The organism is Duganella sp. CY15W, assembly GCF_009857555.1.
GTDB lineage: Bacteria > Pseudomonadota > Gammaproteobacteria > Burkholderiales > Burkholderiaceae_D > Rugamonas > Rugamonas sacchari.
In genome coordinates this window covers 1,168,323-1,191,886 of sequence record NZ_WWCQ01000001.1, presented here as the reverse complement: position 1 = coordinate 1,191,886, position 23,564 = coordinate 1,168,323, and the positions used below count along the sequence as shown (strand labels likewise).

Genomic DNA, 23,564 nt, shown 5'->3' with positions numbered 1-23,564 from the left:
CACCCTATCAGAAATCTAGACGGCGGTGCCGCAGTCAGAGCAAAAGCGCGCATCACGTCCCATGCTGGCGCCGCATTGCTTGCAGGCTGGCGGCGCAGCGATGGCTTCCGCAGGCTGAACCGCCGACAGCCCCGCTGCCTCCGGCGGCACCACGCCGGCCACCACCTTGCCCAGCACGCCAATGCTCTGCGCCCGTTGCAAGTCCTGCTGCGACGTCGGCGCCACAATGGCCGAACGGGTTTCGCCGAAACCCTTGAGCATTTTTGCCAATTCGTCCGCCAACAGGGGCAAGCCGCGCATGCCCACCAGCTGACGCTGGCCGTCCTTGCCGAAGATGACGGTATCAATCTCGGACACCCAGACGCGCACCGTCATCGCCTCGATATTGATGACGCTTTTGCTGCTGTGCAGTTGCGACGTCACCTGATTCCCCACATTCATCTGCGCCGACTCATAACTGCCGTTGATATCAACCCAGATCAACTCTGAGACGAAATCAAAGCGGCCCCACAGGCTTTGCGCAGCGTGCAGGCAATAGATGGCGACCGCAAACTGGCTCAGCGCAAACGCGGCCGTGCTGGCCACTGGCTCCTCATGCAGGATGTGCTGGCTGACCAGCAGCGCGGCCACCAGGCCGGCCAGGGTAAATATCAGTCCCAGCGCGGTCAGGCAGGTCAGCCAGAAAAACCGCGGGCTGGAGAATGCGTGCCCCAGGCCCTCGGCAACCCGGCTGGTTTGCGGGCGCGGCTGGGTTTCCTCAAACAGCTCTGCCGTGAACTGCCCCTGGCGGCCATCGACCTGCGGCGAATGCCGCGTATAGCGGCGGTTGGGAATATTGCTGTACCAGCGCGTCATCAGGATACGGTCCAGCTCCTCGATGAGTTTGTTCGGATGGGCATTCATGGTCACGGTTTCCGTCACACGTGCCGCGCCCACCGTCTCCGGCGCTGGATGCAGCTGCTTTTTCAGCGCCAGGCCAAACACCGCGCAGCTGACCAGCGCACACAGCAAGGCCACGCAGACCACGCTGTTAATCGACACCTCGCCCAGAGCAGGCAGCCCCTTGGCCAGCATACCCAGAATGACTGGCCCAAGCACGGCCACCACCACCAGGACCACCAGGCTGCCCACGCCTAGCTGGGCTTCCTCGGTACGGCCGCGCATCATCGGCCGGATGATCTGCACAAACGCAAACAGGCCATACGCCAGTCCGATCCAGCCAGCGGCCGGACTCTGGCCAAACGCCACCCAGCAAACCAGGAAGCTGAGGAAGGTCGCCGCCAGCGCCAAAAAATTATAGAACTGCGTCTGCGCCGACAAGCGCACCTCGCGCGGCGCAAAAATCAGCGCCGGCAGCAAGGAGTACAGCAAGCCATTGAGTGCGCCCTTGGGTTCGGCGTAGGTCAGCGCATTCTGGCGCAGCGTTTCCTTGTGTTCCGCCGCCCGCCGGCTGTCGCCATCCGCATCGGGGGCAATCACCGGCGCCAGACTGGCTGGGCGGTTGCGGCCGAAGAAAAAACGCAGCTGCACAAAAGCCCGGCCCAGAAACGCAAAACCCAGCACCATCAGTACGACGGCGATGCCGATGACTTTCAGCGCTGCCAGGTCCGTGCCCTGCGCAATACGCTCGCGCACCGACACCAGCGTACCGATGCCGCCGATGGTCAGCAGGCCGCCAGCCACCAGCAAGGCCAGGTTTTGCACTTTATGAGGATTGGGAAACTCGAAGAGTTTGTTTTCGGGATTGAATTCGTAGCTCATGAATGATTAACGTTATCTTAAAATCAAAATCAGTCTACTACGAGAAATTACTTCTACGAAATAAAAAATTAAAAAAAACGGCACGCCGCAGCGTGCCGTTCTCATGCGGAGGTCTAAATTCAGAGCGCCGAGAAATCCAGTTTGACGCCGGTGGCGGTCTGGATCTGGTCCTTGGTCACGCCTGGCGCCAGTTCCGTCACTTTCAGGCCGGCGTCCGTCACGGCCATCACGCCGAGGTCGGTAATCACCAGGTCCACCACGCCCACACCGGTCAGCGGCAGGTCGCATTTCGGCAGCAGCTTGTGCGAGGTCGAGCCGTCCTTGGCGGTGGCCACGTGCTCCATGAGCACCACCACTTTCTTGACGCCGGCCACCAGGTCCATCGCGCCGCCCATGCCCTTGACCATTTTGCCCGGGATCATCCAGTTGGCCAGGTCGCCATGTTCGGACACCTGCATCGCCCCCAGGATCGCCAGGTTGATCTTGCCGCCGCGGATCATGCCGAAGGAATCGGCCGAGCTGAAATACGCCGCGCCTGGCAGCGCCGTCACGGTCTGCTTGCCGGCGTTGATGAGGTCGGCGTCGATTTCCTGTTCGGTCGGGAAAGGACCGATGCCCAGCAGGCCGTTTTCCGACTGCAGGAACACTTCCATGCCGCTTGGTACATAGTTGGCCACCAGGGTCGGCAGACCGATGCCCAGGTTAACGTAGAAACCGTCCTGCAGTTCCTTGGCCGCGCGCGCGGCCATTTCATCACGAGTCCATGCCATAGTAATCTCCGTTATTCTTGATTGGCGGCGCGGATGGTGCGCTGCTCGATGCGTTTTTCCGGCGTGGCGTTGACCACAATGCGATGCACGTAAATGCTCGGCAGGTGTACCTGGTCCGGGTCGATGCTGCCGGTTTCCACCAGCTCTTCGACTTCCACGATGCAGACCTTGCCCGCCATGGCGGCATTCGGATTGAAGTTGCGCGCAGTCTTGCGGAACACCAGGTTGCCAGCGTGGTCGGCCTTCCAGGCCTTGACCAGCGCCACATCGGCCACCAGGCTGCGTTCCATCACATATTGTTCGCCGTCGAATTCACGGATTTCCTTGCCGTCGGCGACGATGGTGCCAACGCCGGTTTTGGTGAAGAAGGCAGGAATGCCGGCGCCGCCGGCGCGCAGTTTTTCCGCCAGCGTGCCTTGCGGCGTGAATTCCAGCTCCAGTTCGCCGGCCAGGTACTGGCGTGCGAATTCCTTGTTCTCGCCCACGTAGGAAGCGATCATCTTCTTGATCTGGCGGGTTTCCAGCAGCTGGCCCAGGCCGAAGCCGTCCACGCCGGCGTTGTTGGAGATGGCGGTCAGGCCGGTCACGCCGGAATCACGCAGCGCGCCAATCAGCGCTTCAGGAATCCCGCACAGGCCGAAACCGCCAACCGCGATGGTTTGGCCGTTTTGCACGACGCCGGCCAAAGCGCTGGCCGCGTCCGGAAAGATTTTATTCATGGGTGTCCCTTATGATTTATGTTGCATGAGCCTAGCCAACGTTATTAAATGCGTTAGCGATGCGGCGACTCAGCATAGAATACGCACATCGAAAGTTCAATACCGTAGAAATACCTGCTGCCACACCATGAGCGTTCAGCCCGTCATCGATTACGAAACCATCTTCCTGCACGCGCCGGTGGGCATGTGCATCTCGGAAAACCGCGTCATCCAGTCCAGCAACGAGGCGCTGGCCAGCATGTTTGGCTACACCCGCGCCCAGCTCGACGGCCTGTCCTTCCGCGCGCTCTACCCCACCATGGACGAGTTCCTGCGCACCGGCGACCGCATCATCCCCATCATGAACGCCAAAGGCCGCTACTCGGACGAGCGCATCATGCGCCGCGCCGATGGCGAACTGTTCTGGTGCCATGTGACCGGCCACGCCATGCTGTCGAGCGCGCCGCTTGGTCCCGGCATCTGGACCTTTGAGGATGTCAGCGAAAAACGTCCCGTCACCGCCGAGCTGACCCCGCGCGAACGCGAGATCGCCGCGCTGCTGGTGGAAGGCAAGACTAGCAAGACCATCGCGCGCCAGGTCGACCTGAGTCCGCGCACGGTGGAAATGCACCGCGCCAAACTGATGCGCAAGTTTTCCGCCGCCACCTCGTCCGAACTCGTGCACAAGCTGGTCGGCGTACAGCTCTAAGCCTTACATCGCGGTCATGCCGTCGTCCGCCGAGATCACGGCGCCGTTGATGAAGTTGGAGTCCTCGCCCGCCAGCAGCAACAGCAGGCCATCCAGGTCTTCCGGCTTGCCGGGCCGTTTGCGCGGCAGCATGGCGATCAGCTTTTGGCCCTGCTCGGAGGCGAAATAGTCTTCATTGATTTCGGTCGAAATATAGCCGGGGCAGATGGCGTTGGTATTGATGCCGTATTTGCCCCACTCCACCGCCATTGCCTTGGTCATCTGCACCACGCCGGCCTTGCTCATGCAATACACACCGATCTGCGGCAGCACGCGCAGGCCCGCCACCGAAGCGATATTGATGATGCGGTGTTTTTTGGTGGGATCCCCCTTGGCGCGCGCAATCATGCGCTTGGCCGTCTCCTGCGCTACGAAAAACGCGCCGCGCAGGTTGGTATCCATCACAAAGTTATAGTCTTCCGGCGTCACGTCCACCAGCCGCTGGGTGGTCGATACGCCCGAGTTGTTGACCAGGATATCGATGGGCCCCGCTTCCGTCTCGGCATGGGCAATCGCCGACTTGATGCTGGCGTAATCGGTCACATCCAGACTGACCACATGCGCGGCGCCGCCATCGGCCTCGATTTCAGCGCGTAATTCCTTCAGGCGTTCGGTGCGGCGCGAGGCCAGCACCACCTGGGCACCTGCCTGAGCCAGCACTTTGGCAAACCGGGCTCCCAGACCGCTGGAGGCGCCGGTGACCAGCGCAATTTTTCCCTCAAAGTTAACTTCTATGCCCACGAGCTGCTCCTAGTGTTGGTGATAATACCTGTCGAAGCATAATCATTACATAAATCGCCAGTATTAGATTGCGGTGTCTAATAATGTCGCGGAAAATGGCGCCACACGCAAACCGGCAACAAAAAACAGAACGTTCGTGCTAAAATTTTTTTATTCACCACAATCACTATAACAACAGACCATGACAGAGCCTCAAAACCTCGTAGAACAGTACGGCCCACGCGATGCGATGGAGTATGACGTCGTGATCGTCGGCGGCGGCCCAGCAGGCTTGTCGGCAGCGATCAAGATCAAACAGCTGGCCGCGGCCAAAGGCCAGGAAGTGTCGGTCGTCGTGCTGGAAAAAGGCGGCGAACTGGGCGCGCACACGCTGTCGGGCGCCGTGATGGACCCGAAGGCTCTGACCGAGCTGATCCCTGACTGGAAAGAAAAAGGCGCACCGCTGAACACCCCGGTCACCGAAGACCGCGTGCTGTTTCTGACCGAAACCGGCTCCTTCAAGACCCCCAACATGCTGCTGCCGAAGTGCTTCGAAAACCACGGCAACTACGTGATTTCGCTGGGCAATGTGGTGCGCTGGCTGGGCCAGCAGGCCGAGGCGCTGGGCGTGGAAATCTTCCCGGGCTTCGCTGCTGCCGAAGTGCTGTACAACGATGACGGCTCCGTCAAAGGCGTGGCCACCGGCAATATGGGCGTCAAGCGCGACGGCGAAGCCGGTCCGGAATTCCAGCTGGGCATGGAACTGCACGGCAAATACACGCTGTTTGCCGAAGGCGCGCGCGGCCACCTGGGCAAGCAGCTCATGGCCAAATTCGACCTGAACAAGGGCAAGGATCCGCAATCCTATGGCATCGGCATCAAGGAACTGTGGGAAATCGATCCGGCCAAGCATCAGCCTGGCCTGGTGGTCCACACCACCGGCTGGCCGCTGGACGCCAAGACCTATGGCGGCTCCTTCCTGTACCACCTGGAAAACAACCAGGTCGTGGTCGGCTACGTGGTGGGCCTGAATTATGAAAATCCTTACCTGTCGCCGTACGAGGAATTCCAGCGCTACAAGACCCACCCGGAAATCCGCCACTTCCTGGAAGGCGGCAAGCGCATTTCCTATGGCGCCCGCGCGATTACCGCCGGCGGCCTGCAATCGCTGCCGAAACTGGTGTTCCCGGGCGGCGCGCTGATCGGCTGCGACGCCGGCTTCCTGAACATGAGCCGCATCAAGGGCAGCCACGCCGCGATCAAATCCGGCATGCTGGCTGCGGAATCCGTGTTTGAAGCGCTGGGCGCGGGCCGCCAGGGCGACGAACTGGCCACCTTCCCGGCCGCGTTCGAGCAATCGTGGCTGCACGACGAACTGCATGTGGCGCGTAACGTCAAGCCATGGCTGAGCAAAGGCCTGTACCTGGGCAGCGTCATGACCGCGATTGACCAGCTGATCCTGCGCGGCAAGGCGCCATGGACGCTGCACCACTCGCACGCCGATCACGAATGCCTGAAGCCGGCGTCGCAGTTCCAGCCGATCAGCTACCCGAAACCGGATGGCAAGCTGACCTTCGACCGCCTGTCGTCCGTGTTTATTTCGAACACCAACCATGCCGAAGACCAGCCGATCCACCTGACGCTGAAGAACCCGAGCGTGCCGGTGGACGTCAACCTGGCCCAGTATGCGGGTCCGGAAGCGCGCTACTGTCCGGCCGGCGTGTATGAATTCGTCAAAACCGACGAAGGCGCCGACCGCCTGCAGATCAACGCCCAGAACTGTGTCCACTGCAAGACCTGCGATATCAAGGACCCGACCCAGAATATCGTCTGGATCACGCCGGAAGGCGGCGGCGGCCCGAATTATCCGAATATGTAAAAAAGCAACACTTTGACCACAGCGCGGCCTTCAACCGCGCTGTTTTTCTTTTGGCACACGGTACGAATTCTTGCTCCGGCCCGGCAATCGGCCCATAATCGGCGGATGCAGACAGGGCGCAAGTGGCGGTAAACAGCGGTTTTGGCGTCGCCCTTAAAAAATTTTTCATAAATTTCCTTAAAGCATTTAATGTCCTTCCAGATACGGTCGTCTTGTACTTGGGAGAGCACAATGGATCCGTTGCTCCGAACTGAATCCACCTACCAGGAGTTATTTCATGCTGAGCCTTCACACCAATTCTGCGGCCCTTTCCGCACAGAACTCGATCTCCCGCACCCAGTCGCAGCTGTCGACCTCGCAGACTCGTCTGAGCACCGGCTTCCGTGTCAATTCGGCCATGGACGACGCTGCGGGCCTGCAAATTGCCACCCGTCTGAAATATCAGACCAGCGGCATGACCGTAGCAATGCGCAACACCCAGAACTCGATCTCGATGATGCAAACCGCCGAAGGCGCGCTGGACGAGACCACCAACATTCTGGTGCGTATGAAAGATCTGGCCACCCAATCGGCTGACGGTTCGTCGACCGATTCCGACCGTACCGCAATGCAAGCTGAATACGATGCACTGGGCAAAGAGCTGACCAACATCGTGGCCAACACCTCGTTCGGCGGCACCTCGCTGCTGGGCACCAAAACCGGTTCGAAATTCGGTTCGGGCACCGCCGTGACCTTCCAGATCGGCACCTCGTCGAGCGAGACCATGAGCGTCGACCTGACCACCGAACTGACCGCGATGAACACCTCCGGCCTGACCGGCGCATCGGCCCACTTCGGCGCTGACGGCGTTGACCCAGCTGGCGCCACCACCGCTGGTACCGAAATCGCTTCGGCCACCACCGCCAATGCGTCGATCGACAAACTGGCAACCGCCATCGACAACGTGTCGACCGTACGTTCGGCACTGGGTGCTGTCTCGAACCGTCTGGACCACGTCTACAACAACCTGGCCAACGTGTCGACCAACACCAAGGCCGCGACCGGCCGTATCATGGACACCGACTTCGCCGCTGAATCGTCGAACATGACCTCGGCACAGATGCTGCTGCAAGCTGGCACCGCCATGCTGAAGCAGTCGAACAGCACCTCGTCGCTGGTTATGTCCCTGCTGCAGTAATCGTAGTAATATCCGGATATGTTGGCATAGTTGGCATATCCGGAATACTAAAAGGGCCAACCGGAGCATTTCGGTTGGCTTTTTTTATATCAGCAAAGTAGAAAGCGAGCCTGATGGCCGTAGATCGTATCGGACCTTCATTACGCCCCCTGGGCGTCCCGGACCGGCAGCCCGTGCAGCAGCCAGGCCCGGTTGCGCGCGCCCCCGGCGTCGAAGGACCGCTCGATATCGACTTCCCGGTCGGCCCGCTGCTGCCCGGCGGTCCCAACAGCACCAACGGCCCCAATGCCGTCGGCGCCATCCTTGATGGCCCCGAACCCCAGACACTGCCGCCCGGCGGCGCCGAAGCACTGGCTGCGGCGCTGGCCGAAGTGCCCGATGCCGGCGACCCGGCCGCGATGCGTCCCAACCAGGTCTTCCTGTCGCGCCAGATGGTATGGCAGCCGCCCGACACCAACATGATGGCCGCCTCCTGGCAAGTCATGGTCCGCACCTACGGCGAACAGCGTGCCGCCTGGCTCGAGCAAGCCACCGGCCAGCACCTGCCCGCCAGCCTGTTCATGACCGACAACGCCGCCGCCTCGCTGCGCGACGGCCGTCCCGGCCTGCCGCTGGTCACCGAAATGGAACCGTGGCGCTTTGCCGTCTACGCCTGGGGCGCCGAACGGCTGGTGCTGAAAGTGGTGGTCAAGGATGATGAAGAATACGACCGCAACCGCCGACGCCGCACGCGCGTGGCCTTGCGGCTGGAACTGATGCTGCCCGGCGTGGGCCGGGTCGTGATCCAGATGGAACCGGCCAGCGGCAATGGCGTGGTGATGGAAGTCGGCGCCGCGCAGACCTCGGCCATGCAGCACATGCGCGACATGCTGCCGCAGCTGGCGGCTGTGGTCAGCCGTTCCGGCCTCAGCATCCTGCGCTGCCGCCTGCGGCGCGAACTGCCGGCCTCCTCCGGCGAACACGCCTACCCGAGCCGCCTGCACACGGCAGCGCTGACACAAGCCCTGTTCCGCGCCATGGCCGAAGTCGCCGTTCTGCTATCGCAACCCACCGTCCCCGACGACCTCTTCTCCGAATCCGCCTGAACTCCCAGGCCGGTTCGTCACACCATAAAACACTCCGGGGTCAGGTCCGTCATTTCTACACGAGCTCTGCCGTAGTCGCGTGATTACGGCAGAGCTCGTGTAGAAATGACGGACCTGACCCCGGAGGCAGTCCAGTGGTTAGCCGACGGTGCCGATGATGCTGACTTCGCGGTTTTCCGGGATTTCGTTGTAGGAGAGGACGTGCAGGCCGGGCGCGAACAGGCGCGCGTAACGCGCCAGCAGCGGCCGGATCTGCGGCAGCACCAGCAGCAGCGGCGGCGTCGCCTGCTGCTTCATCTGCTCGCGCGCGACCGGCATGTTCACTTGCAGCTGGGCCAGCAGGTGCGGGTCGATCGGGTAGTTGTCCAGCACTACCTTGCCGCTCTGGCGCGCCTGGTTCAGCGATCCCAGCAGCATGTTTTCCAGATCGCCGCCCAGGTTGAAGGCTTGCATCTCGGTCTTCTGGCCGAACAGGCTGGTGACGATCTGGCGCCGCAGCGCGCAGCGTACTTCGGCGGCCAGCAGGATCGGGTCTTTGGTGGTTTCCGAGCTGTCCACCAGGGTGGTGGCGATCGGTACGATGTCCCGGAGCGAGACGTTCTCGGCCAGCAGCACGCGGAACACGCGCAGCATCTGGGTATGCGTCAGCGCCTTGTCCAGCGCGGAGGCCAGCTTGGGCGCGATCGCGCTCAGACGCTCCATCAGCGCCGGCACGTCTTCGTGACGGAACAGCTCGGGCAGGTATTCTCGGATCAGCTTGGACAAATGGGTGGCAATCGCGCTTGGCGCTTCCACCACCTGGTAGCCCAGGCCCAGCGCATTGGCTTTCTCGCTGGTTTCTATCCATGTCACCGGCATGCCGTAAGCCGGTTCGATGCCGGGGATGCCGTCGATCTGGCCGTACACGTTCGGTGATGGAATCGCCATCAGGCGGTCGGCAAACACCTCGGCCTGCGACACCACGCTGCCCGACAGCATCACCGAGTACTGCGAGGGTTTGAGCCCAAGGTCGTCGCGCACCGAAATCGGCGGCAGCAGCAGGCCCATGGATTCGGACAAGCTCTGGCGCACGCCTTTGACGCGCTTGGTCAGCGGTTCGCCATGCGCCTTGTCGATCAGGCCGACCAGCTTGTAGCCGACCGCGATCTGCAGCGGCATCACTGCCGGCAGGCTGTGCCAGTCCAGATCCGGCGCGCGGTCATCGCGCAGCGCAGCTTCGATCGCGTCGAGATTGCTGGTGTCGGGCTTCTGCACCCGGTTCAGCAGCTTCCAGCCCACATACGCCAGCACCAGCGAGAACGGGCCGAACATCTGCCATGGCATGCCTGGCACCAGCGCCAGTATCATCATCATGCCGGCCGCGCTCAGCATCACCTGCGGCGAGGTCAGCACCTGGCTGCCCACCTGCTGTTCGAAATCGCCCGAATCCGAGATGCGGGTCACCAGGATCGCGGCCGCTGCCGACAGCAGCAGTGCCGGAATCTGCGCCACCAGGCCGTCACCGATGGTCAGCAGTGCGTACTGTTTGAAGGCGTCGCCAAACGACATGTCCTGCATCAGCGCGCCAATCGCCACGCCGCCGACCATGTTGATGATCAGGATCAGGATCGATGCCACCGCATCGCCGCGCACGAACTTGGAGGCGCCGTCCATGGCGCCGTAGAAGTCGGCTTCCGACGCCACTTCCAGGCGGCGCAGCTGGGCTTTCTCTTGATTGATCAGGCCGGCGTTGAGGTCGGCGTCAATCGCCATCTGCTTGCCGGGCAAGGCGTCCAGCGTGAAGCGCGCGGACACTTCGGAAATCCGCTCCGCCCCCTTGGTCACCACCATGAAGTTAATGATCATCAGGATCACGAACACCACGATACCGACCACGTAGTTACCGCCGATGACGACCTTGCCAAAGGCCTCGATCACCTGACCGGCGGCGGCCGTGCCTTCATGGCCGTGCAGCAGCACCACGCGGGTCGACGCCACGTTCAGCGTCAGCCGCAGCATGGTGGTGGCCAGGATCACGGTCGGGAACACCGAGAAGTCCAGCGGCCGGCGCGCCGACACCGACACCAGAATCACAATCAATGCCAGCACGATATTGAACGTGAACATCACGTCCAGCAGCACCGGCGGCAACGGCAGAATGATCATCGCCAAAATCATCAGCAAGAATGCCGGGGTGGCAAACTTGTGGCGACGCGCCTCCGCGATCAGCGTCTGTAAAAAATTCACTGCTTAACCTCGCTCATGGATGTGGGCACAACAACTTCTTCTGGACGTACCGGCTCGGCGTTACGCCGTCCGGCACGGAATGCTTGCAACTGCAGCACATAGTTCAGCACCTGCGATACGGCCTGGTACAGCTGCACCGGGATCTGCTGGTTGACCTGGCTGGTGTTGTAGATGGCGCGCGCCAGCGGCGGCAGCTCCATCACTTCGATCTTGAATTCCATGGCCAGCTGGCGGATGTACAGCGCCATCTCGTCCAGGCCCTTGGCAATCACATACGGCGCTTCCGCCTTGTCGAGATCGTACTTGAGCGCCACCGCATAGTGCTCCGGGTTGACGATCACCACGTCGGCGCTGGGCACGGTCTTGCGCGCGCTGCGCCGCGCCATGGCGCGCTGCAGCTGGCGGATGCGGTTCTTGACTTCCGGCCGGCCCTCGGTCGACTTGTGCTCTTCCTTCAAATCCTGCTTGGACATGCGCTGGTTCTTGGCGAAGAACCAGGCCTGGGCCGGCACGTCGATCAGCGCGAAGATGATGAATACCGCCACCATCGACATCAGGCCGTCCAGCATCAGGTTGGAGCCCATGAACATGGCCTGCCCCATCGGCATGTTCTGCAGCTGCGTGTAATCGTTGACGGACGAGCGCGCCACGTGGATCAGCACGGCAATCAGCACGCCCGCCTTGCCGATCGACACCGCCAGCTCGAACGCGTGCTTGCCGCTGAACAGGCGGCCCAGGTTGGCCATCGGGCTCATGCGCGACAGCTTGGGTTCCCAGTGCTTGGTTGAAACCACCCAGCCGCCCGGCACCATGGCGCCCAGCATGATGAACAACGGCACCACGAACAGCGGCAGCACCATTTTGATCAGCAGCCACATCGAGCTGCTGAAGACGATCGACATGGTGTTGTCGATCGCGCCCTCGCTGCTGAACGGCGCAAAGCTCTGGTGGAAAATCTCGTTGAACTCCATCAGGTAGCCGGGCAGCAGGTAGACAAACAGCTTGAGGCTGACCAGGATCCCGATCGCGGTCGACAGGTCGCGCGAACGCACCACCTGCCCTTCCTGGCGCGATTTCTTGAGCTTCTGCTGTGAAGCCTTTTCTGTTTTATCGCCAGTGCTGTCGTCAGCCATGGAGCGCCACCTGCATCTGCTGGCGTATCATTTCCAGCACCATATTGGTCATCCGGACATAGTGTTCGGGAATGAAACGCACCACCTGGGCCAGCATCATGAGGCCGAAAATGGTAATCACGGAAAAGCCCAGCGCAAACAGGTTGAGGCTGGGCGCCACGCGGTTCAGGAAGCCGAAGCCCAGCTGCACCACCAGCGTGGAAAACACCACGGGAATCGCCAGCAGCATGGCGGCCGAAAAAATCCAGGCGACGTTGTAGGCCACGGTCTGCAGCAGCAAGGGGCCAAAGCCATGGCCCAGCGGCCAGGCGCGGAAGCTCTGGCCAATCACATTGGCAATCACCAGGTGGCCGTCGATGGCAAAGAAGATGATGATGGCCAGCGTCGACAGCAAGGCCGAGGTCACGTCCGAGGACTGGCCGTTGAGCGGGTCGTTCATGACCGCCATCGACAGGCCCATCTGCGACGACACCATGAAACCCAGCACGCCGATCACCGACATCGCAAAATGGAATGCCAGCCCCAGCACAAAGCCGATCAGCGCCTGCTCCATGGTGGCCACCACGCCATGCAGCGAAAACGGGTTGATCGCGGCCGGTCCCCAGTCGACGCCGCTGGTGAGCGGCATCATGATGATCGCCAGCACCAGCGCGATCAGGATGCGCACCGTGGTCGGCGTCACCGCCTCGCCCAGCACCGGCGCACCGATGAACATGGCCAGGATGCGGCAGAACGGCCACCACAGGGCGGTCAGCATCGGCAGCAACTGGGCGAAGATGGCTTCCATGAGGCGGGTGCGCGGCGGGCTAGCCGACCAGGGTGGCGGCGCGGGTGAAGATGGACACGCAGAAGTCCATCAGATAGGTCGCCATCCAGCGCCCCGTCAGGATGATGGCCAGCAGCGTGATGAGCAGCCTGGGCAGGAAGCTCAGGGTCTGCTCGTTGATCTGGGTGGCGGCCTGGAACAGCGCCACCAGCAGGCCGGTAATCAGGCCGGGCACGACCAGGATCACCACCAGCAGCATGACGATGTGCAGCGACTCGACCACCAGGTCGACGGCAACTTCAGGAGTCAGCATCGGTCTGCCCTATCCCTATCAATAAGCTTGGATGCTCGTCACGAGCGTATTCACGGTCAGCGTCCAGCCGTCCACCAGCACGAATAGCAGCAGCTTGAACGGCAGCGAAATCACCAGCGGCGACAGCATCATCATGCCCATCGCCATCAGCACCGACGACACCACCAGGTCGATCACCAGGAACGGGATGAACAGCATGCAGCCGATCTGGAACGCGGTCTTCAGCTCGGACAGCACAAACGCCGCCAGCTTGACGGTGAACGCGTGCTGCGCCGGCTCGGTAATCTTGTCTTCGCCGGCCAGGTGGGCAATCTGCTGCAGCGCCGCCTTGCTGGTCTGCGCCAGCATGAAGCGCGAAATCGGCTTCTCGGCAATCTGCAGCGCGGTTTCCAGGCCGATCTTGTCCTGGTCATACGGCACGAATGCATCGGTCCAGATCTGGTTGCCGATCGGCCGCATCACCAGCAGCGTGAGGATCAGCGCCACGCCGGTAATCACGCGGTTGGGCAAGCCCTGCTGCAGGCCCAGGGCCTGGCGCAGCAGCGACAGCACAATCACAAAACGGGTAAAGCTGGTCATCATCATGACCATCACCGGGAGCAAGCCCAGCAAGGTCATGACGATCAGGATCTGCATCTTGACCGTCAGTTCGGTCTTGGCGCCCGGCACCACGTTGGCCAGCAGGTCCACTGCCTGGGCCATGCCCGGCGTGCACGCCAGGCCCAGCAAGACAACAGCGGCTGGCGCCAGCGCTGCAAGGCGGCGCCGCCACTGCAGGTTCACGCTCCAGGTCATGGAGCCATCATGTCGAGATTCAGGCCGTCCAGGTCGATCACTTTGAGGCCGTAGTTTTCGCCTGCCACTACCACTTCGGCGCGGCCGATGGCGGTGCCATTGACCTTGATGACCAGCGGTTCGCCGGCCAGCACATCGAGCTCCACCACGCTGTCCGGGCCAATATTCATCAGGTCCTGCAGCGAGATACGGGCCGACCCCACTTCCAGCGTCAGCGTCACCGGGATCTTGCGCATCATGGCTGGCAGGTCGCGGCGCGGCGTCGAGGCCGGAATATCGGTCAGCTCGGTGCCGGGCTGATCGATGATCATTTCTTCCGACAGGTCTTCCAGCAGGGCGTCGCTAGGATTGGCTACGTTCATGTTCATCATTATTCTGCGTCTTCAAAAGAGGTTAAACAGAGTTTGCCTTTGTGCTCGGTGACTGCGGCCGTAAACAGGCGGGAATCTTCGAGCAAGACGTCTGCTCTGGCCAGGCTGATCGGGATGACGTCGCCAACCTGTAAATCGTACAAGCTGCCCAGCGTGACTTCCTTGCTGGCCAGGCGGCCGATCAGGCCGACCTGCAGGCGCTGCGCCAGCGGTGCGGCCGTCTTGCTCTTTTTGCCGGCGTCGCGGTCACGCAGCAGGCCGCGCAGCACGCTGGACATGAGGTGCTTGTCCAGCGCAAACCAGAACTGGCCGGTGGCGCCACTGGCGACGTCGGCCACGGTCACGGTGATGACCCAGGTGCCTTTCGGCGGATGCGAGCCGGGCACCGGCTTGAATTCGGTATCGGCAGGCTCGTCCGCTGGCGCAATCTCGCCCTCGGCCAGCGCCGGTTTCTCGATGGCTGGCAGGTTGAGTTCGATGCGGCCGGCCAGCGTGCCGGCCAACTGTTGCCCCAGCACCACAGCCAGACGCTCTTCGGTGGCGGTCACGCGCACCGTGCTTTCATCGACTGCGGAGGAGGTATCGGCCTTGGCTTCGCTCTTGGCGCCGCTGCCATAGCGGTAGTTGAGAACGCTGAGCAGCACCTTGCGTTCCATTGCAAACGCAATCTGGCCCGCCGGTGCGGAAAAACTCAGCCAGCGGCTGCGGATTTCATTGCCTTCCAGACGGCTGAAGCCCACATCGTCCACCTGGAAGCCGCCCCAGTAGCGGCGGTTCATATTCAGGCGCATCGACTGCGCCAGATCGTCGCGCAACTGCGCTGCAAAAATATGCAGCAGGTGCACCGGACGTCCCAGCAGGGAGGGGTCCAGGACTTGATGTTGCGTCTGTTTTGTCGTTGTCATGTGTTGGCCATGTCGGATAATTCTTCCCCACTCCTCCATCATCGCACTATCCAGCTAAAAACTGGTTACTTCCAGCGCAATTTTCAGGCTCGATAGCTAATCGTAACTTAAAGTAGGACGATCTCGGTAGCAGCATACATCAAAATTCACATTATTGCTAATAATCAATATTTGGCCCAATAAGTTATCCTGGGGCAAATACCGCTTTACAGGAATGTTGCTAGCAGGTAAGCTTGTTCCAGCTTGTCAGCGGCTTACATTGCTCTGCAACACACCTCAACAAACGGCGCTTAGTGAATGATTTATAACGATATTTGCTTAAATAAAACACTTCTAATCAGCCTGGAAACACACGGTGCGAAAATTTACATAGAGTAAATAAAAGCGGCGCCTGCCAGGCAGACCACCCATCCGCGACGCCGAGCACTTGCTCACCCTGCGCGTCCGATTTTGACCGACATGGCTACACTATCTTTCTTACAAGACTGTGACATGCGGCAACAGATGTGTCGCGCGTTTGGTATAGGACGTCACAATATCTGCCTTTGAGGCTTGCTGCTTTTCGGCAATCTCGCTAAGGTAGTCATCTGGATCCAATGCAGCAAAAAACGCGGTAAAAACGGGGGGTAGCAAGATGAGTAATGGATTCTCCAGCCTGATACAGGCCGATCTGGCGTCGTTGACCAACGCGGCGCACAACCTGGCAAACAGCAGCCCAACCATCGCTGCCGCCAACCAGTTTGGGGCGCAAGACGCCCAACCCACCTTCTCCTTTGCCCAGTCCATGCAAAGCGCCATCAACCAGGTCAACACCCAGGACGTCGAAGCGGGCCAGAAAATGGCCGATGTCGATGCCGGCAAGAGCGACGACCTGGTCGGCGCCATGCTGTCCAGCCAGGAAGCTGGCCTGTCCTTCTCGATGTTGATGCAAGTACGCAACAAAGTGATGGGCGGTCTCGACGAACTCATCAAATTACCGCTGTAAGTTTCTGCGAAAGCAAACAACGTGATCAACAACATCAAGTCCGCCTTTGAGCGCTGGCGAGCGAACCCGTCTGCGCCATCGCTGTCGCCTGCCCTGCTGAAAACCCTGTACCCCATGCTGATCCTGGCCATCGGCCTGACGGCGCTGGTGCTCATGTACATGTGGAACAACCAGGCCGGCTACAAGCCGGTGTTCGGCGCGCGCGAAAAAGTCTCGGCGCCGGACATGATGACCGTGCTCGATACCGACCACATCCCCTACCGCATCCACCCGGAAAGCGGCCAGGTGCTGGTGCCGGAATCCATGCTGGGCAAGGTCCGCATGCTGCTGGCCGCCAAGGGCGTGACCGCGCAGCTGCCGGCTGGCCTGGAACTGATGGACAAGAACGACCCACTGGGCGTGTCGCAATTCGTGCAGGACGTGCGCTTCCGCCGCGGCCTTGAGGGCGAACTGGCGCAATCGATCATGACGCTGGATGCGATCTCGCATGCGCGCGTGCACCTGTCGATCGCCAAGTCGACCTCGTTCGTGTCGTCCGATGGCGAGAAGTCCTCGGCCTCGGTGGTGGTGCAGCTCAAGCCGGGCCGCACGCTGGAGCCGGAAGCGATTGCCGCCGTGGTCAACATGGTGGCGGGCAGCGTCGCCAGCCTGGCGCCGCAGCGCGTGAGCCTGGTGGACCAGGCCGGCAATCTGCTGTCGGCCCACATCGACCTGGCGGACGGCTTCGATGCCGGCACCAGCAGCAACGACGCCAGCAAGCACTACCAGGACGAAGTCAAAAACAACATCAAGGGCCTGCTGGGCCCGGTCATTGGCGAAGACAACTACCGCATGTCGGTGGCGGCCGCCGTCGATAACGACCGCGTCGAAGAAACCGTTGAAAAATATGGCGCCGATCCCAAAGTCACCAGCGAAGCCATGCGTGAAGAGCAGGACCGCAACCGCATGGTGATGGGGGTGCCGGGCACGCTGTCCAACCGGCCGCCGCCAGCCGCCGCCAACCCGGCCGCCGCCAACCAGCAGACCGCCGGCACCGCTGCCGATCCCAACGCCGCCCAGCCGGATGGCACGGCGCGCAAGAACGCCACCTCGCGCCAGTATGCATACGACCGCAGCATCATCCAGACCAAGCGCAGCCGTGGCCGCCTGGAGAAACTCAGCGTGGCCGTGGTGCTGGCACAAGCAGCCTCGCCAACGCCGAAAACCGGCTGGAGCGCGGCCGAGATTGCCAACATCGACAAGATTCTGCGTAACGGCCTGGGCATCAACGCCGAGCGCGGCGACCAGCTGGTGGTATCGGCCATGAACTTCCCGGCCAAAGCCGCGCCGGTCGCGTGGTGGGAAGAGCGCGACAACATTGTTGATGTGAGCAAATACGCCGGCTATGCCATCGCCGCACTGCTGGGCTACCTGTTGCTGGCGCGTCCGCTGCTGCGCTTGATTACCATGCGTTTGACCCCAGATCCCAAGGAAGCCGCACGCATCACCGCTGAACGCCGTGCTGCTGAGCAGGCTGCCGTGGCCGCCGCCAAGGAAGCCAAGGAAGCAGGCGCCAAGGAACAGGCCGTGCTGGCCGGCACCGCCGCGCCAGGCACGCCGGGCGCCACGCCGGCCCTGGGCGGCAGCTCCGCGCAGCCGGGCATGCCAGTGGTACCGCTGCTGGAAAACTACGATTTGCCGCCACCAGGCTCTGCCGTCGATGTCATGGTCGATCACCTGAAAGTGCTGGCAGCAAAAGAGCCGGAACGCGTAGCCGAAGTCGTCAAACAATGGATGCAGAAAAATGGCCGAACTCAATAACATGGATGATGATGGCGAATACGCCATCCCGACCAAGCTGACCCCGGTCGAACAAGCCGCCATCGTGCTGCTCAGCATTGGCGAAGAACCGGCTGCCGCCGTGCTGCGCTGCCTGAGCCGCGAAGAGCTGCTCGAAGTCACGCAAGTGATGTCGCGCATGAGCGGCATCAAGGTGGAGTCCGTCAAGAACGCCATGCAAAAGTTCTTTGACGACTACCGCGAGCAGTCCGGCGTGCACGGTGCATCGCGCTCCTACCTCAAGCGCTCGCTGGACTTGGCGCTGGGCGGCGATCTCGCGAACACTGTGCTCAACAATATCTACGGCGACGAACTGCGGCCGAAGATGGCGCGTCTGCAATGGGCGTCGCCGAAATGGCTGGCCGAATACATCTCCAACGAACACGTGCAGATGCAGGCGGTGTTTGTGGCCTTCCTGCCGGCCGCGCTGGCCGGCCAGATCATCGACGGCCTGCCGCAGGACAGCCGCGACCTGGTGCTGCTCAACCTGGCGCGCATGGAAGAAGTGGACAGCGACCTGCTGCAGGAACTCGACGAGCTGGTCGATCGCTGCCTGAGCTCGTTCGACTCGCAAGGCACCAGCGTCGAAGGCATCCGCCAGACCGCCGAAATCCTCAACCGTCTGCCCAGCAACCGCGCGCAAATGGTCGAGCTGCTGCGCGCCCATGATCCGGAAGTGGTGTCCAAGATCGAGCTGTCGATGTACGACTTCTTCATTCTCGGCAACCAGACCGAACAGGCGATCACCCGCATCCTGGAAGACGTGCCGCTGGAACAATGGGCCATCGCGCTCAAGGGCGCCGATATTTCGGTGCGCGATGCGATCCTGAAAACCATGCCGAAACGTCAGGCCCAGGCCTTCGAAGACATGATGCGCCGCGCCGGTCCGGTACCGATGTCGCGCATCGAACAGACGCGCCAGGAAATCATGGCCACCGTCAAGGCGCTGGCCGATGCCGGCGAGGTCGAAGTGCAGCTGTTTGCCGAACAGGTGGTTGAATGAAGCAATTCCGCGCTTACCGTTTCCCGCCGCTGGCGCAATTCACCACCCAGCGCGCAGCAGCTGCGGCGGCGCACGGCCATGCTCACGGCCACGGCGGCGACGGCGGCGCGCAATGGGCCGCCTCGGTCAGCGAGGGCTTTGAACAGGGCCAGCGTGACGGTTACGAAATCGGCCTGGCACGTGGCCAGGAAGACGGCTTTGAAGCGGGCCGCCAGTCCGGCCAGGAACAGGGCCGCGAAGAAGGCCGCCACGAAACGCTGGTGGCCTACGACCAGATGGCGCGCCCGGTCGATGCCATGCTGAAAAGCCTCAAGAAACTGCGCTCCGACTACCGCGCCGCCCAGCGCAAGGAAGTAGTGGATCTGGTGGCCAAGGTGGCGCGCCAGGTGATCCGCGCAGAACTGGCCTTGCAGCCGGTGCAACTGATGGCGCTGGTGGAAGAAACCCTGGCCTCGATGCCGCCGACACGCGATGAAATCGACGTCTTCCTGAATCCGGAAGAGCTCAAGCGTATTGCCGAGCTGGACCCGAAACGCTCCAAGCGCTGGAACCTGATTCCCGACGCCCGCCTGGAAGTGGGCGAGTGCCGCATCAAGGCTGGCGATAATGAAGTTGATGCCGGTTGCCATCAACGTCTTGCAGCGGTCATGGAACAGGTCGATAATCAATTACAGATCGCCGACAGCGGCGATGAACCGGAGATCGAAGAGTGATCGCAGATGCCTTACGCAATCTCGAACTGGGTTCGGTACCCATGGCGACCCCGACGGGCCGCCTGGTGGGCGCATCCGGTTTGTTGCTTGAGGCCGTAGGTTGCCCTTTGCACACGGGTCAGCGTTGCCAGATTGAGACAGTCGGCGGCGAATGGCTGGATGCGCAAGTCGTGGGTTTCCGCGAAAAACTGTCCTATCTGATGCCGTTCAAGAAAGCCGTGGGCCTGACCACCGGCGCCCGCGTGCTGCCCTCCCCTGAAAAAGTCAGTCTGCAGATTGGTTCCGGCTGGCTGGGCCGCATGGTCAATGGCCTCGGCGAACCCATCGACGGTCTCGGCAAGCTGAGCGGCGATTTCCCGCTGGAATCGCAGCCGCCACGCGTCCACCCGCTGCGCAAAAAACCCGTGACCGAGCCGCTCGACGTCGGCGTGCGCGCCATCAATGCCATGCTGACCTTGGGCAAGGGCCAGCGTGTCGGCCTCATGGCAGGCTCGGGCGTCGGTAAATCCGTACTGCTGGGCATCATGACGCGCCAGACCGTGGCCGACGTGGTGGTGGTCGGCCTGATCGGCGAACGCTCGCGCGAGGTGCGCGAGTTTGTCGATATGTCGCTGGGCAAGGAAGGTTTGCAAAAAGCCGTGCTGGTGATTGCGCCCGCCGACGAAAGCCCGCTGATGCGCGTGATGGCAACCGAACTGTGCCATTCGATCGCGGCCCACTACCGCGACCAGGGCAAGAACGTGCTGCTGCTGGTCGACTCGCTGACGCGCTACGCCATGGCGCTGCGCGAAGTGGCCTTGGCGCTGGGCGAGCCGCCCGCCACCAAGGGCTATCCGCCATCGGTCTTTTCCAATCTGCCACAGCTGGTGGAATCAGCCGGCAACGGCGAAAACCAGAACGGCAGCATGAGCGCCATCTACACCGTGCTGGCCGAAGGCGACGACCAGCAGGATCCGGTGGTCGATACCGCGCGCGCCATCCTGGACGGCCACATCGTCATGACGCGCGAACTGGCTGAACGCGGCCACTATCCGGCCATCGATATTGCCGCCTCGATCAGCCGCTGCATGGCGCAGGTGATCGACCACAATCACGTGATGGCAGCGCGCGCGCTCAAGGCCAGCATGGCGCGCCATGACCGCGTGCGCGACCTGATTCCGCTCGGCGCCTACGTGCCGGGCGCCGATCCCGTCACCGACAAGGCGGTGCAGCTGCACCCGCGCGTGGAAGAATTTTTGTGCCAGGGTACCAAGGAAGAAGCCCCGATCGCCCACTGCATTGCTCAACTTGAAAAGCTGATGACATGAGCCAGAAGATACGCAATCTGACCACGCTGGTGGCGCTGCGCAACACCGAGGTGGAGCGCCTGCAGACGGAAATGGCGGAAAAGACCAATCTGCGCGACCGCTACCAGAAAAATCTGGAGCGCCTGACCAGCTTGTACACCAACAGCGGCGCCAGCGGCAATCTGCACCCTGCCCTGGCCGGCAACTGCGGCGACTACAAGCAGGCGGTCATGGCCATGGCCGACAGCCACCGCCTGGACCTGCACATGCACGAGGCCGACATGGCGGTATCGCAACAGGCGCTTAACGCGGCCTGGGCCAAACGCGAAGTCATGGGCAAGGTGTTGAACAAGGAGCAAAAGGTGGTGTCAGCTCAGCAAAATGCCAAGGAACGCAAGCAGCATGATGAATTGGCAACCCAGTTGTGGCTGCGCGGACAGAAATAAGCGCGGTTACAAAAAAAAGTTAGAAATATTTTCATACGGAAACGATTAAGGTCGCCTTATATCAGGGTACACTTCATTATCCTTTCCAGGAGCACGATCATGGCAGTCATCACCAGCCCTACTTACGATCCAACCACCACGGCGACCAATCTGGCCAATGCCTATGTCGCCCCGACCAAGGCCATCTTGGACAAGCAAGGCACCAAAGCCACGGCGGTCGGCACCGGTCTGACCACGCTGGGTTCGGCGTTGAGCGCGTTCCAGGCCTCGCTGAATGCGCTGGCATCGAGCACCAAGTCGGTGAGCGCCACCTCGGCCACGTTCAGCAATACCGCGATCGGCACCGCCACCGCGTCGTCGAGCGCGGTCGCTGGCAGCTATTCCTTCTACGTCGAGCAGCTGGCCACGGCAGGCCAGGTGTCGTACAACGTTGCCGACAGCGTCGCCACCAATGCAGGCGCCATGAATGTGGTGCTGGCTGACGGCTCCTCGTTCCAGGTCGACCTGGCCAACGCCGACAGCAATATGGACGGCGTGCTGAGCGCCAAGGAAGTCGCAGCCGCGATCAATTCGGCCGCCAACAACAGCTCGCGCGTCACCGCCTCGACCATGACCGTCAACGGCCAGACCCAGCTCGTGATGACCTCGGCCCAGACCGGCGCCAACAATGCCGTCGCCTCGATCGATGTGAGCGGCCTGGGCAGCGCGTCGCTGCAATCGAGCCTGTCGTCGCAAAACGTGCTGACCACCGCCAAGGACGCCATCGTCTGGGTCGGCGGCAAAAACGGCACCAAGGTGCAGCAGGCCTCCAACACCTTCAACGTGGTGGATGGCGTCAAGTTCACCATCAACCAGGCGCAAGGCGCCAACGATGCGCCCGTCACGCTGACGGTCGGTCCCGACAACACCGGCACCGCAGCCAACGTGCAATCCTTCGTGACCGCCTACAACACCCTGCTGACCGCGCTCAACACGCTGACCAAGGCCGGCGACCACACCGTGGTGGAGTCCACCGACCCGAACGGTTCGCCGAGCGCGACCGCAGAAGATGCGGCGTTCTACAACGATGCCGGCGTCAACAATCTGCGCGATCGCCTGGGTTCGCTGCTGCGCAGCGCCACCGGTGGCGTATCGCTGATCAGCTTTGGCATCTCGGCCGCCAAGGATGGCTCGCTGACGCTGGACACCAACCGCCTCAACAAGACGATTGCCGCCAACCCGGGCGCGATCGACAATCTGTTCGGCCGCGCCGGCATCGGCGTCAACACCGGCGTGCTGGGCGCGATGAGCAAGCTGACCACCTCGTGGACCACCGCTGCCGGTGGCTTCCTGGTGCAGCGCCGCGAACAGAACGACAAGCTGCAAAGCGACCTGACCGACCGCCAGGCCACGCTCAAGAACCAGTTCGACAGCGCCTACAAGCGCTATCTGACGCAGTTCACCGCACTGCAGCAGCTGCAGGCGAGCATGACCAGCACCTCGAATATGTTCACGGCGATGTTCTCGTCCAGTAACAGTTAAGCATAACCTCAGTATTTTTTTGAACGTACGGTGAATACCATGTTGAACCAGGAAGCCTATAGCAGTTATCACTCCACCAATCTCGACGCCCAGGTCTCGCGGGCGTCGCCGATTGAGCTGGTACTGGTGCTCACCGACGGCTTGCTCGAAGAGCTGGCGCGCGCGCGTGGCCACATCGTCGGCAAGCGTTACGAGCTCAAGGCAAAAAGCCTGAACAAATGCACCGACATCATCAACGGCCTGTCCAGTTCGCTGGACTTCGACAACGGCGGTGAAGTGGTCGAAAACCTGGGCCGTTTATACGAGTATTGCGCCGGCCGCCTGTACACGGCCGGCGTCAGCCTGGACCCGGCCATCATCGACGAGGTCACCAAACTGCTGACCACGATCAAGAAGGGCTGGCTGGGCGTGCAGGCTAAAACCAATGGATAGGCAGCGTACGTTA

23 protein-coding genes are annotated in these 23,564 nt (G+C 61.7%); 12 read left to right on the top strand and 11 right to left on the bottom strand.

What is annotated here, in order from left to right:
* Nucleotides 1-15: 15 nt before the first annotated feature.
* From GTP58_RS05655 to GTP58_RS05645, 3 genes are all read right to left on the bottom strand, one after another.
* Nucleotides 16-1,761: a zinc ribbon domain-containing protein gene (locus GTP58_RS05655; RefSeq protein ID WP_161076604.1), complete on the bottom strand. Its 1,746-nt coding sequence runs from the start codon at nucleotides 1,759-1,761 to the stop codon at nucleotides 16-18.
* Nucleotides 1,762-1,880: 119 nt separating this feature from the next.
* Complete coding sequence (locus GTP58_RS05650; RefSeq protein ID WP_072784278.1) at nucleotides 1,881-2,531, bottom strand: CoA transferase subunit B; 651 nt, start codon at nucleotides 2,529-2,531, stop codon at nucleotides 1,881-1,883.
* Between the two features lie 11 nt (nucleotides 2,532-2,542).
* Nucleotides 2,543-3,250 carry a CoA transferase subunit A gene (locus GTP58_RS05645; RefSeq protein WP_161076603.1) on the bottom strand — a complete coding sequence of 236 codons (708 nt, stop codon included), beginning with the start codon at nucleotides 3,248-3,250 and terminating at the stop codon, nucleotides 2,543-2,545.
* 127 nt (nucleotides 3,251-3,377) lie between these two features.
* On the opposite strand from GTP58_RS05645, the gene GTP58_RS05640 reads away from it, so the two are divergent.
* A complete protein-coding gene (locus GTP58_RS05640; RefSeq protein WP_072784274.1) occupies nucleotides 3,378-3,938 on the top strand; it encodes a LuxR C-terminal-related transcriptional regulator in 561 nt (186 codons plus the stop codon).
* Nucleotides 3,939-3,941: 3 nt separating this feature from the next.
* Here the strand turns inward: GTP58_RS05640 and GTP58_RS05635 are convergent, their stop codons facing one another.
* Entirely contained in the window at nucleotides 3,942-4,718 is a 777-nt protein-coding gene (locus tag GTP58_RS05635; RefSeq protein WP_072784272.1) for an SDR family oxidoreductase, read from the bottom strand.
* Nucleotides 4,719-4,899: 181 nt separating this feature from the next.
* Between GTP58_RS05635 and GTP58_RS05630 the strand changes: the two genes are divergently transcribed.
* The 3 genes from GTP58_RS05630 to GTP58_RS05620 all read left to right on the top strand — a co-directional run bounded on the left by GTP58_RS05630 (nucleotide 4,900) and on the right by GTP58_RS05620 (nucleotide 8,838).
* Entirely contained in the window at nucleotides 4,900-6,576 is a 1,677-nt protein-coding gene (locus GTP58_RS05630) for an electron transfer flavoprotein-ubiquinone oxidoreductase (protein ID WP_202413479.1), read from the top strand.
* A gap of 277 nt (nucleotides 6,577-6,853) precedes the next feature.
* A complete protein-coding gene (locus GTP58_RS05625) occupies nucleotides 6,854-7,753 on the top strand; it encodes a flagellin (RefSeq protein WP_161076602.1) in 900 nt (299 codons plus the stop codon).
* A gap of 113 nt (nucleotides 7,754-7,866) precedes the next feature.
* Complete coding sequence (locus GTP58_RS05620; protein WP_161076601.1) at nucleotides 7,867-8,838, top strand: hypothetical protein; 972 nt, start codon at nucleotides 7,867-7,869, stop codon at nucleotides 8,836-8,838.
* Between the two features lie 138 nt (nucleotides 8,839-8,976).
* On the opposite strand, the gene GTP58_RS05615 is transcribed toward GTP58_RS05620, so the two are convergent.
* Genes GTP58_RS05615 through GTP58_RS05585 form a run of 7 tightly spaced genes read right to left on the bottom strand, consistent with a single transcriptional unit; the run spans nucleotide 8,977 to nucleotide 15,347 of the window.
* Entirely contained in the window at nucleotides 8,977-11,064 is a 2,088-nt protein-coding gene (locus tag GTP58_RS05615) for a flagellar biosynthesis protein FlhA (protein WP_161076600.1), read from the bottom strand.
* Nucleotides 11,061-12,197 carry a flagellar biosynthesis protein FlhB gene (locus tag GTP58_RS05610; protein ID WP_072784261.1) on the bottom strand — a complete coding sequence of 379 codons (1,137 nt, stop codon included), beginning with the start codon at nucleotides 12,195-12,197 and terminating at the stop codon, nucleotides 11,061-11,063. The genes GTP58_RS05615 and GTP58_RS05610 overlap by 4 nt, the downstream gene beginning before the upstream one ends.
* Nucleotides 12,190-12,984, bottom strand: a complete 795-nt coding sequence (locus tag GTP58_RS05605) for a flagellar biosynthetic protein FliR (protein WP_072784258.1) — start codon at nucleotides 12,982-12,984, stop codon at nucleotides 12,190-12,192. The genes GTP58_RS05610 and GTP58_RS05605 overlap by 8 nt, the downstream gene beginning before the upstream one ends.
* 19 nt (nucleotides 12,985-13,003) lie before the next feature.
* A complete protein-coding gene (gene fliQ / locus GTP58_RS05600; protein WP_072784256.1) occupies nucleotides 13,004-13,276 on the bottom strand; it encodes a flagellar biosynthesis protein FliQ in 273 nt (90 codons plus the stop codon).
* Nucleotides 13,277-13,294: 18 nt separating this feature from the next.
* A complete protein-coding gene (gene fliP, locus GTP58_RS05595) occupies nucleotides 13,295-14,071 on the bottom strand; it encodes a flagellar type III secretion system pore protein FliP (RefSeq protein WP_161076599.1) in 777 nt (258 codons plus the stop codon).
* A complete protein-coding gene (locus tag GTP58_RS05590) occupies nucleotides 14,068-14,439 on the bottom strand; it encodes a FliM/FliN family flagellar motor switch protein (RefSeq protein WP_202413478.1) in 372 nt (123 codons plus the stop codon). Before GTP58_RS05590 ends, fliP begins: the two co-directional genes overlap by 4 nt.
* A gap of 2 nt (nucleotides 14,440-14,441) precedes the next feature.
* Nucleotides 14,442-15,347, bottom strand: a complete 906-nt coding sequence (locus GTP58_RS05585; RefSeq protein ID WP_161076597.1) for a FliM/FliN family flagellar motor switch protein — start codon at nucleotides 15,345-15,347, stop codon at nucleotides 14,442-14,444.
* 634 nt (nucleotides 15,348-15,981) lie between these two features.
* Here GTP58_RS05585 and GTP58_RS05580 point away from each other — a divergent pair.
* The 8 genes from GTP58_RS05580 (at nucleotide 15,982) to fliS (ending at nucleotide 23,551) form a co-directional block, all read left to right on the top strand.
* The gene (locus tag GTP58_RS05580; protein ID WP_072784252.1) at nucleotides 15,982-16,332 is read left to right on the top strand and encodes a flagellar hook-basal body complex protein FliE; all 351 of its coding nucleotides are present in this window, start codon (nucleotides 15,982-15,984) and stop codon (nucleotides 16,330-16,332) included.
* Between the two features lie 21 nt (nucleotides 16,333-16,353).
* Nucleotides 16,354-18,132, top strand: a complete 1,779-nt coding sequence (fliF, locus tag GTP58_RS05575; protein ID WP_161076596.1) for a flagellar basal-body MS-ring/collar protein FliF — start codon at nucleotides 16,354-16,356, stop codon at nucleotides 18,130-18,132.
* Nucleotides 18,116-19,153, top strand: coding sequence for a flagellar motor switch protein FliG (locus tag GTP58_RS05570; protein ID WP_072784250.1), 1,038 nt, complete (start codon nucleotides 18,116-18,118; stop codon nucleotides 19,151-19,153). The genes fliF and GTP58_RS05570 overlap by 17 nt, the downstream gene beginning before the upstream one ends.
* Nucleotides 19,150-19,866 (top strand): flagellar assembly protein FliH, encoded by a 717-nt coding sequence (fliH, locus tag GTP58_RS05565; RefSeq protein WP_161076595.1) that lies wholly within the window; start codon nucleotides 19,150-19,152, stop codon nucleotides 19,864-19,866. Before GTP58_RS05570 ends, fliH begins: the two co-directional genes overlap by 4 nt.
* On the top strand, nucleotides 19,863-21,173 hold the full coding sequence (gene fliI / locus GTP58_RS05560) for a flagellar protein export ATPase FliI (RefSeq protein ID WP_161076594.1): 1,311 nt from the start codon (nucleotides 19,863-19,865) through the stop codon (nucleotides 21,171-21,173). The genes fliH and fliI overlap by 4 nt, the downstream gene beginning before the upstream one ends.
* Nucleotides 21,170-21,598 carry a flagellar export protein FliJ gene (gene fliJ, locus GTP58_RS05555; RefSeq protein WP_072784247.1) on the top strand — a complete coding sequence of 143 codons (429 nt, stop codon included), beginning with the start codon at nucleotides 21,170-21,172 and terminating at the stop codon, nucleotides 21,596-21,598. The genes fliI and fliJ overlap by 4 nt, the downstream gene beginning before the upstream one ends.
* Before the next feature lie 99 nt (nucleotides 21,599-21,697).
* Entirely contained in the window at nucleotides 21,698-23,119 is a 1,422-nt protein-coding gene (gene fliD / locus GTP58_RS05550) for a flagellar filament capping protein FliD (protein WP_161076593.1), read from the top strand.
* 39 nt (nucleotides 23,120-23,158) lie between these two features.
* On the top strand, nucleotides 23,159-23,551 hold the full coding sequence (fliS, locus tag GTP58_RS05545; RefSeq protein WP_072784646.1) for a flagellar export chaperone FliS: 393 nt from the start codon (nucleotides 23,159-23,161) through the stop codon (nucleotides 23,549-23,551).
* Nucleotides 23,552-23,564 lie beyond the last annotated feature (13 nt).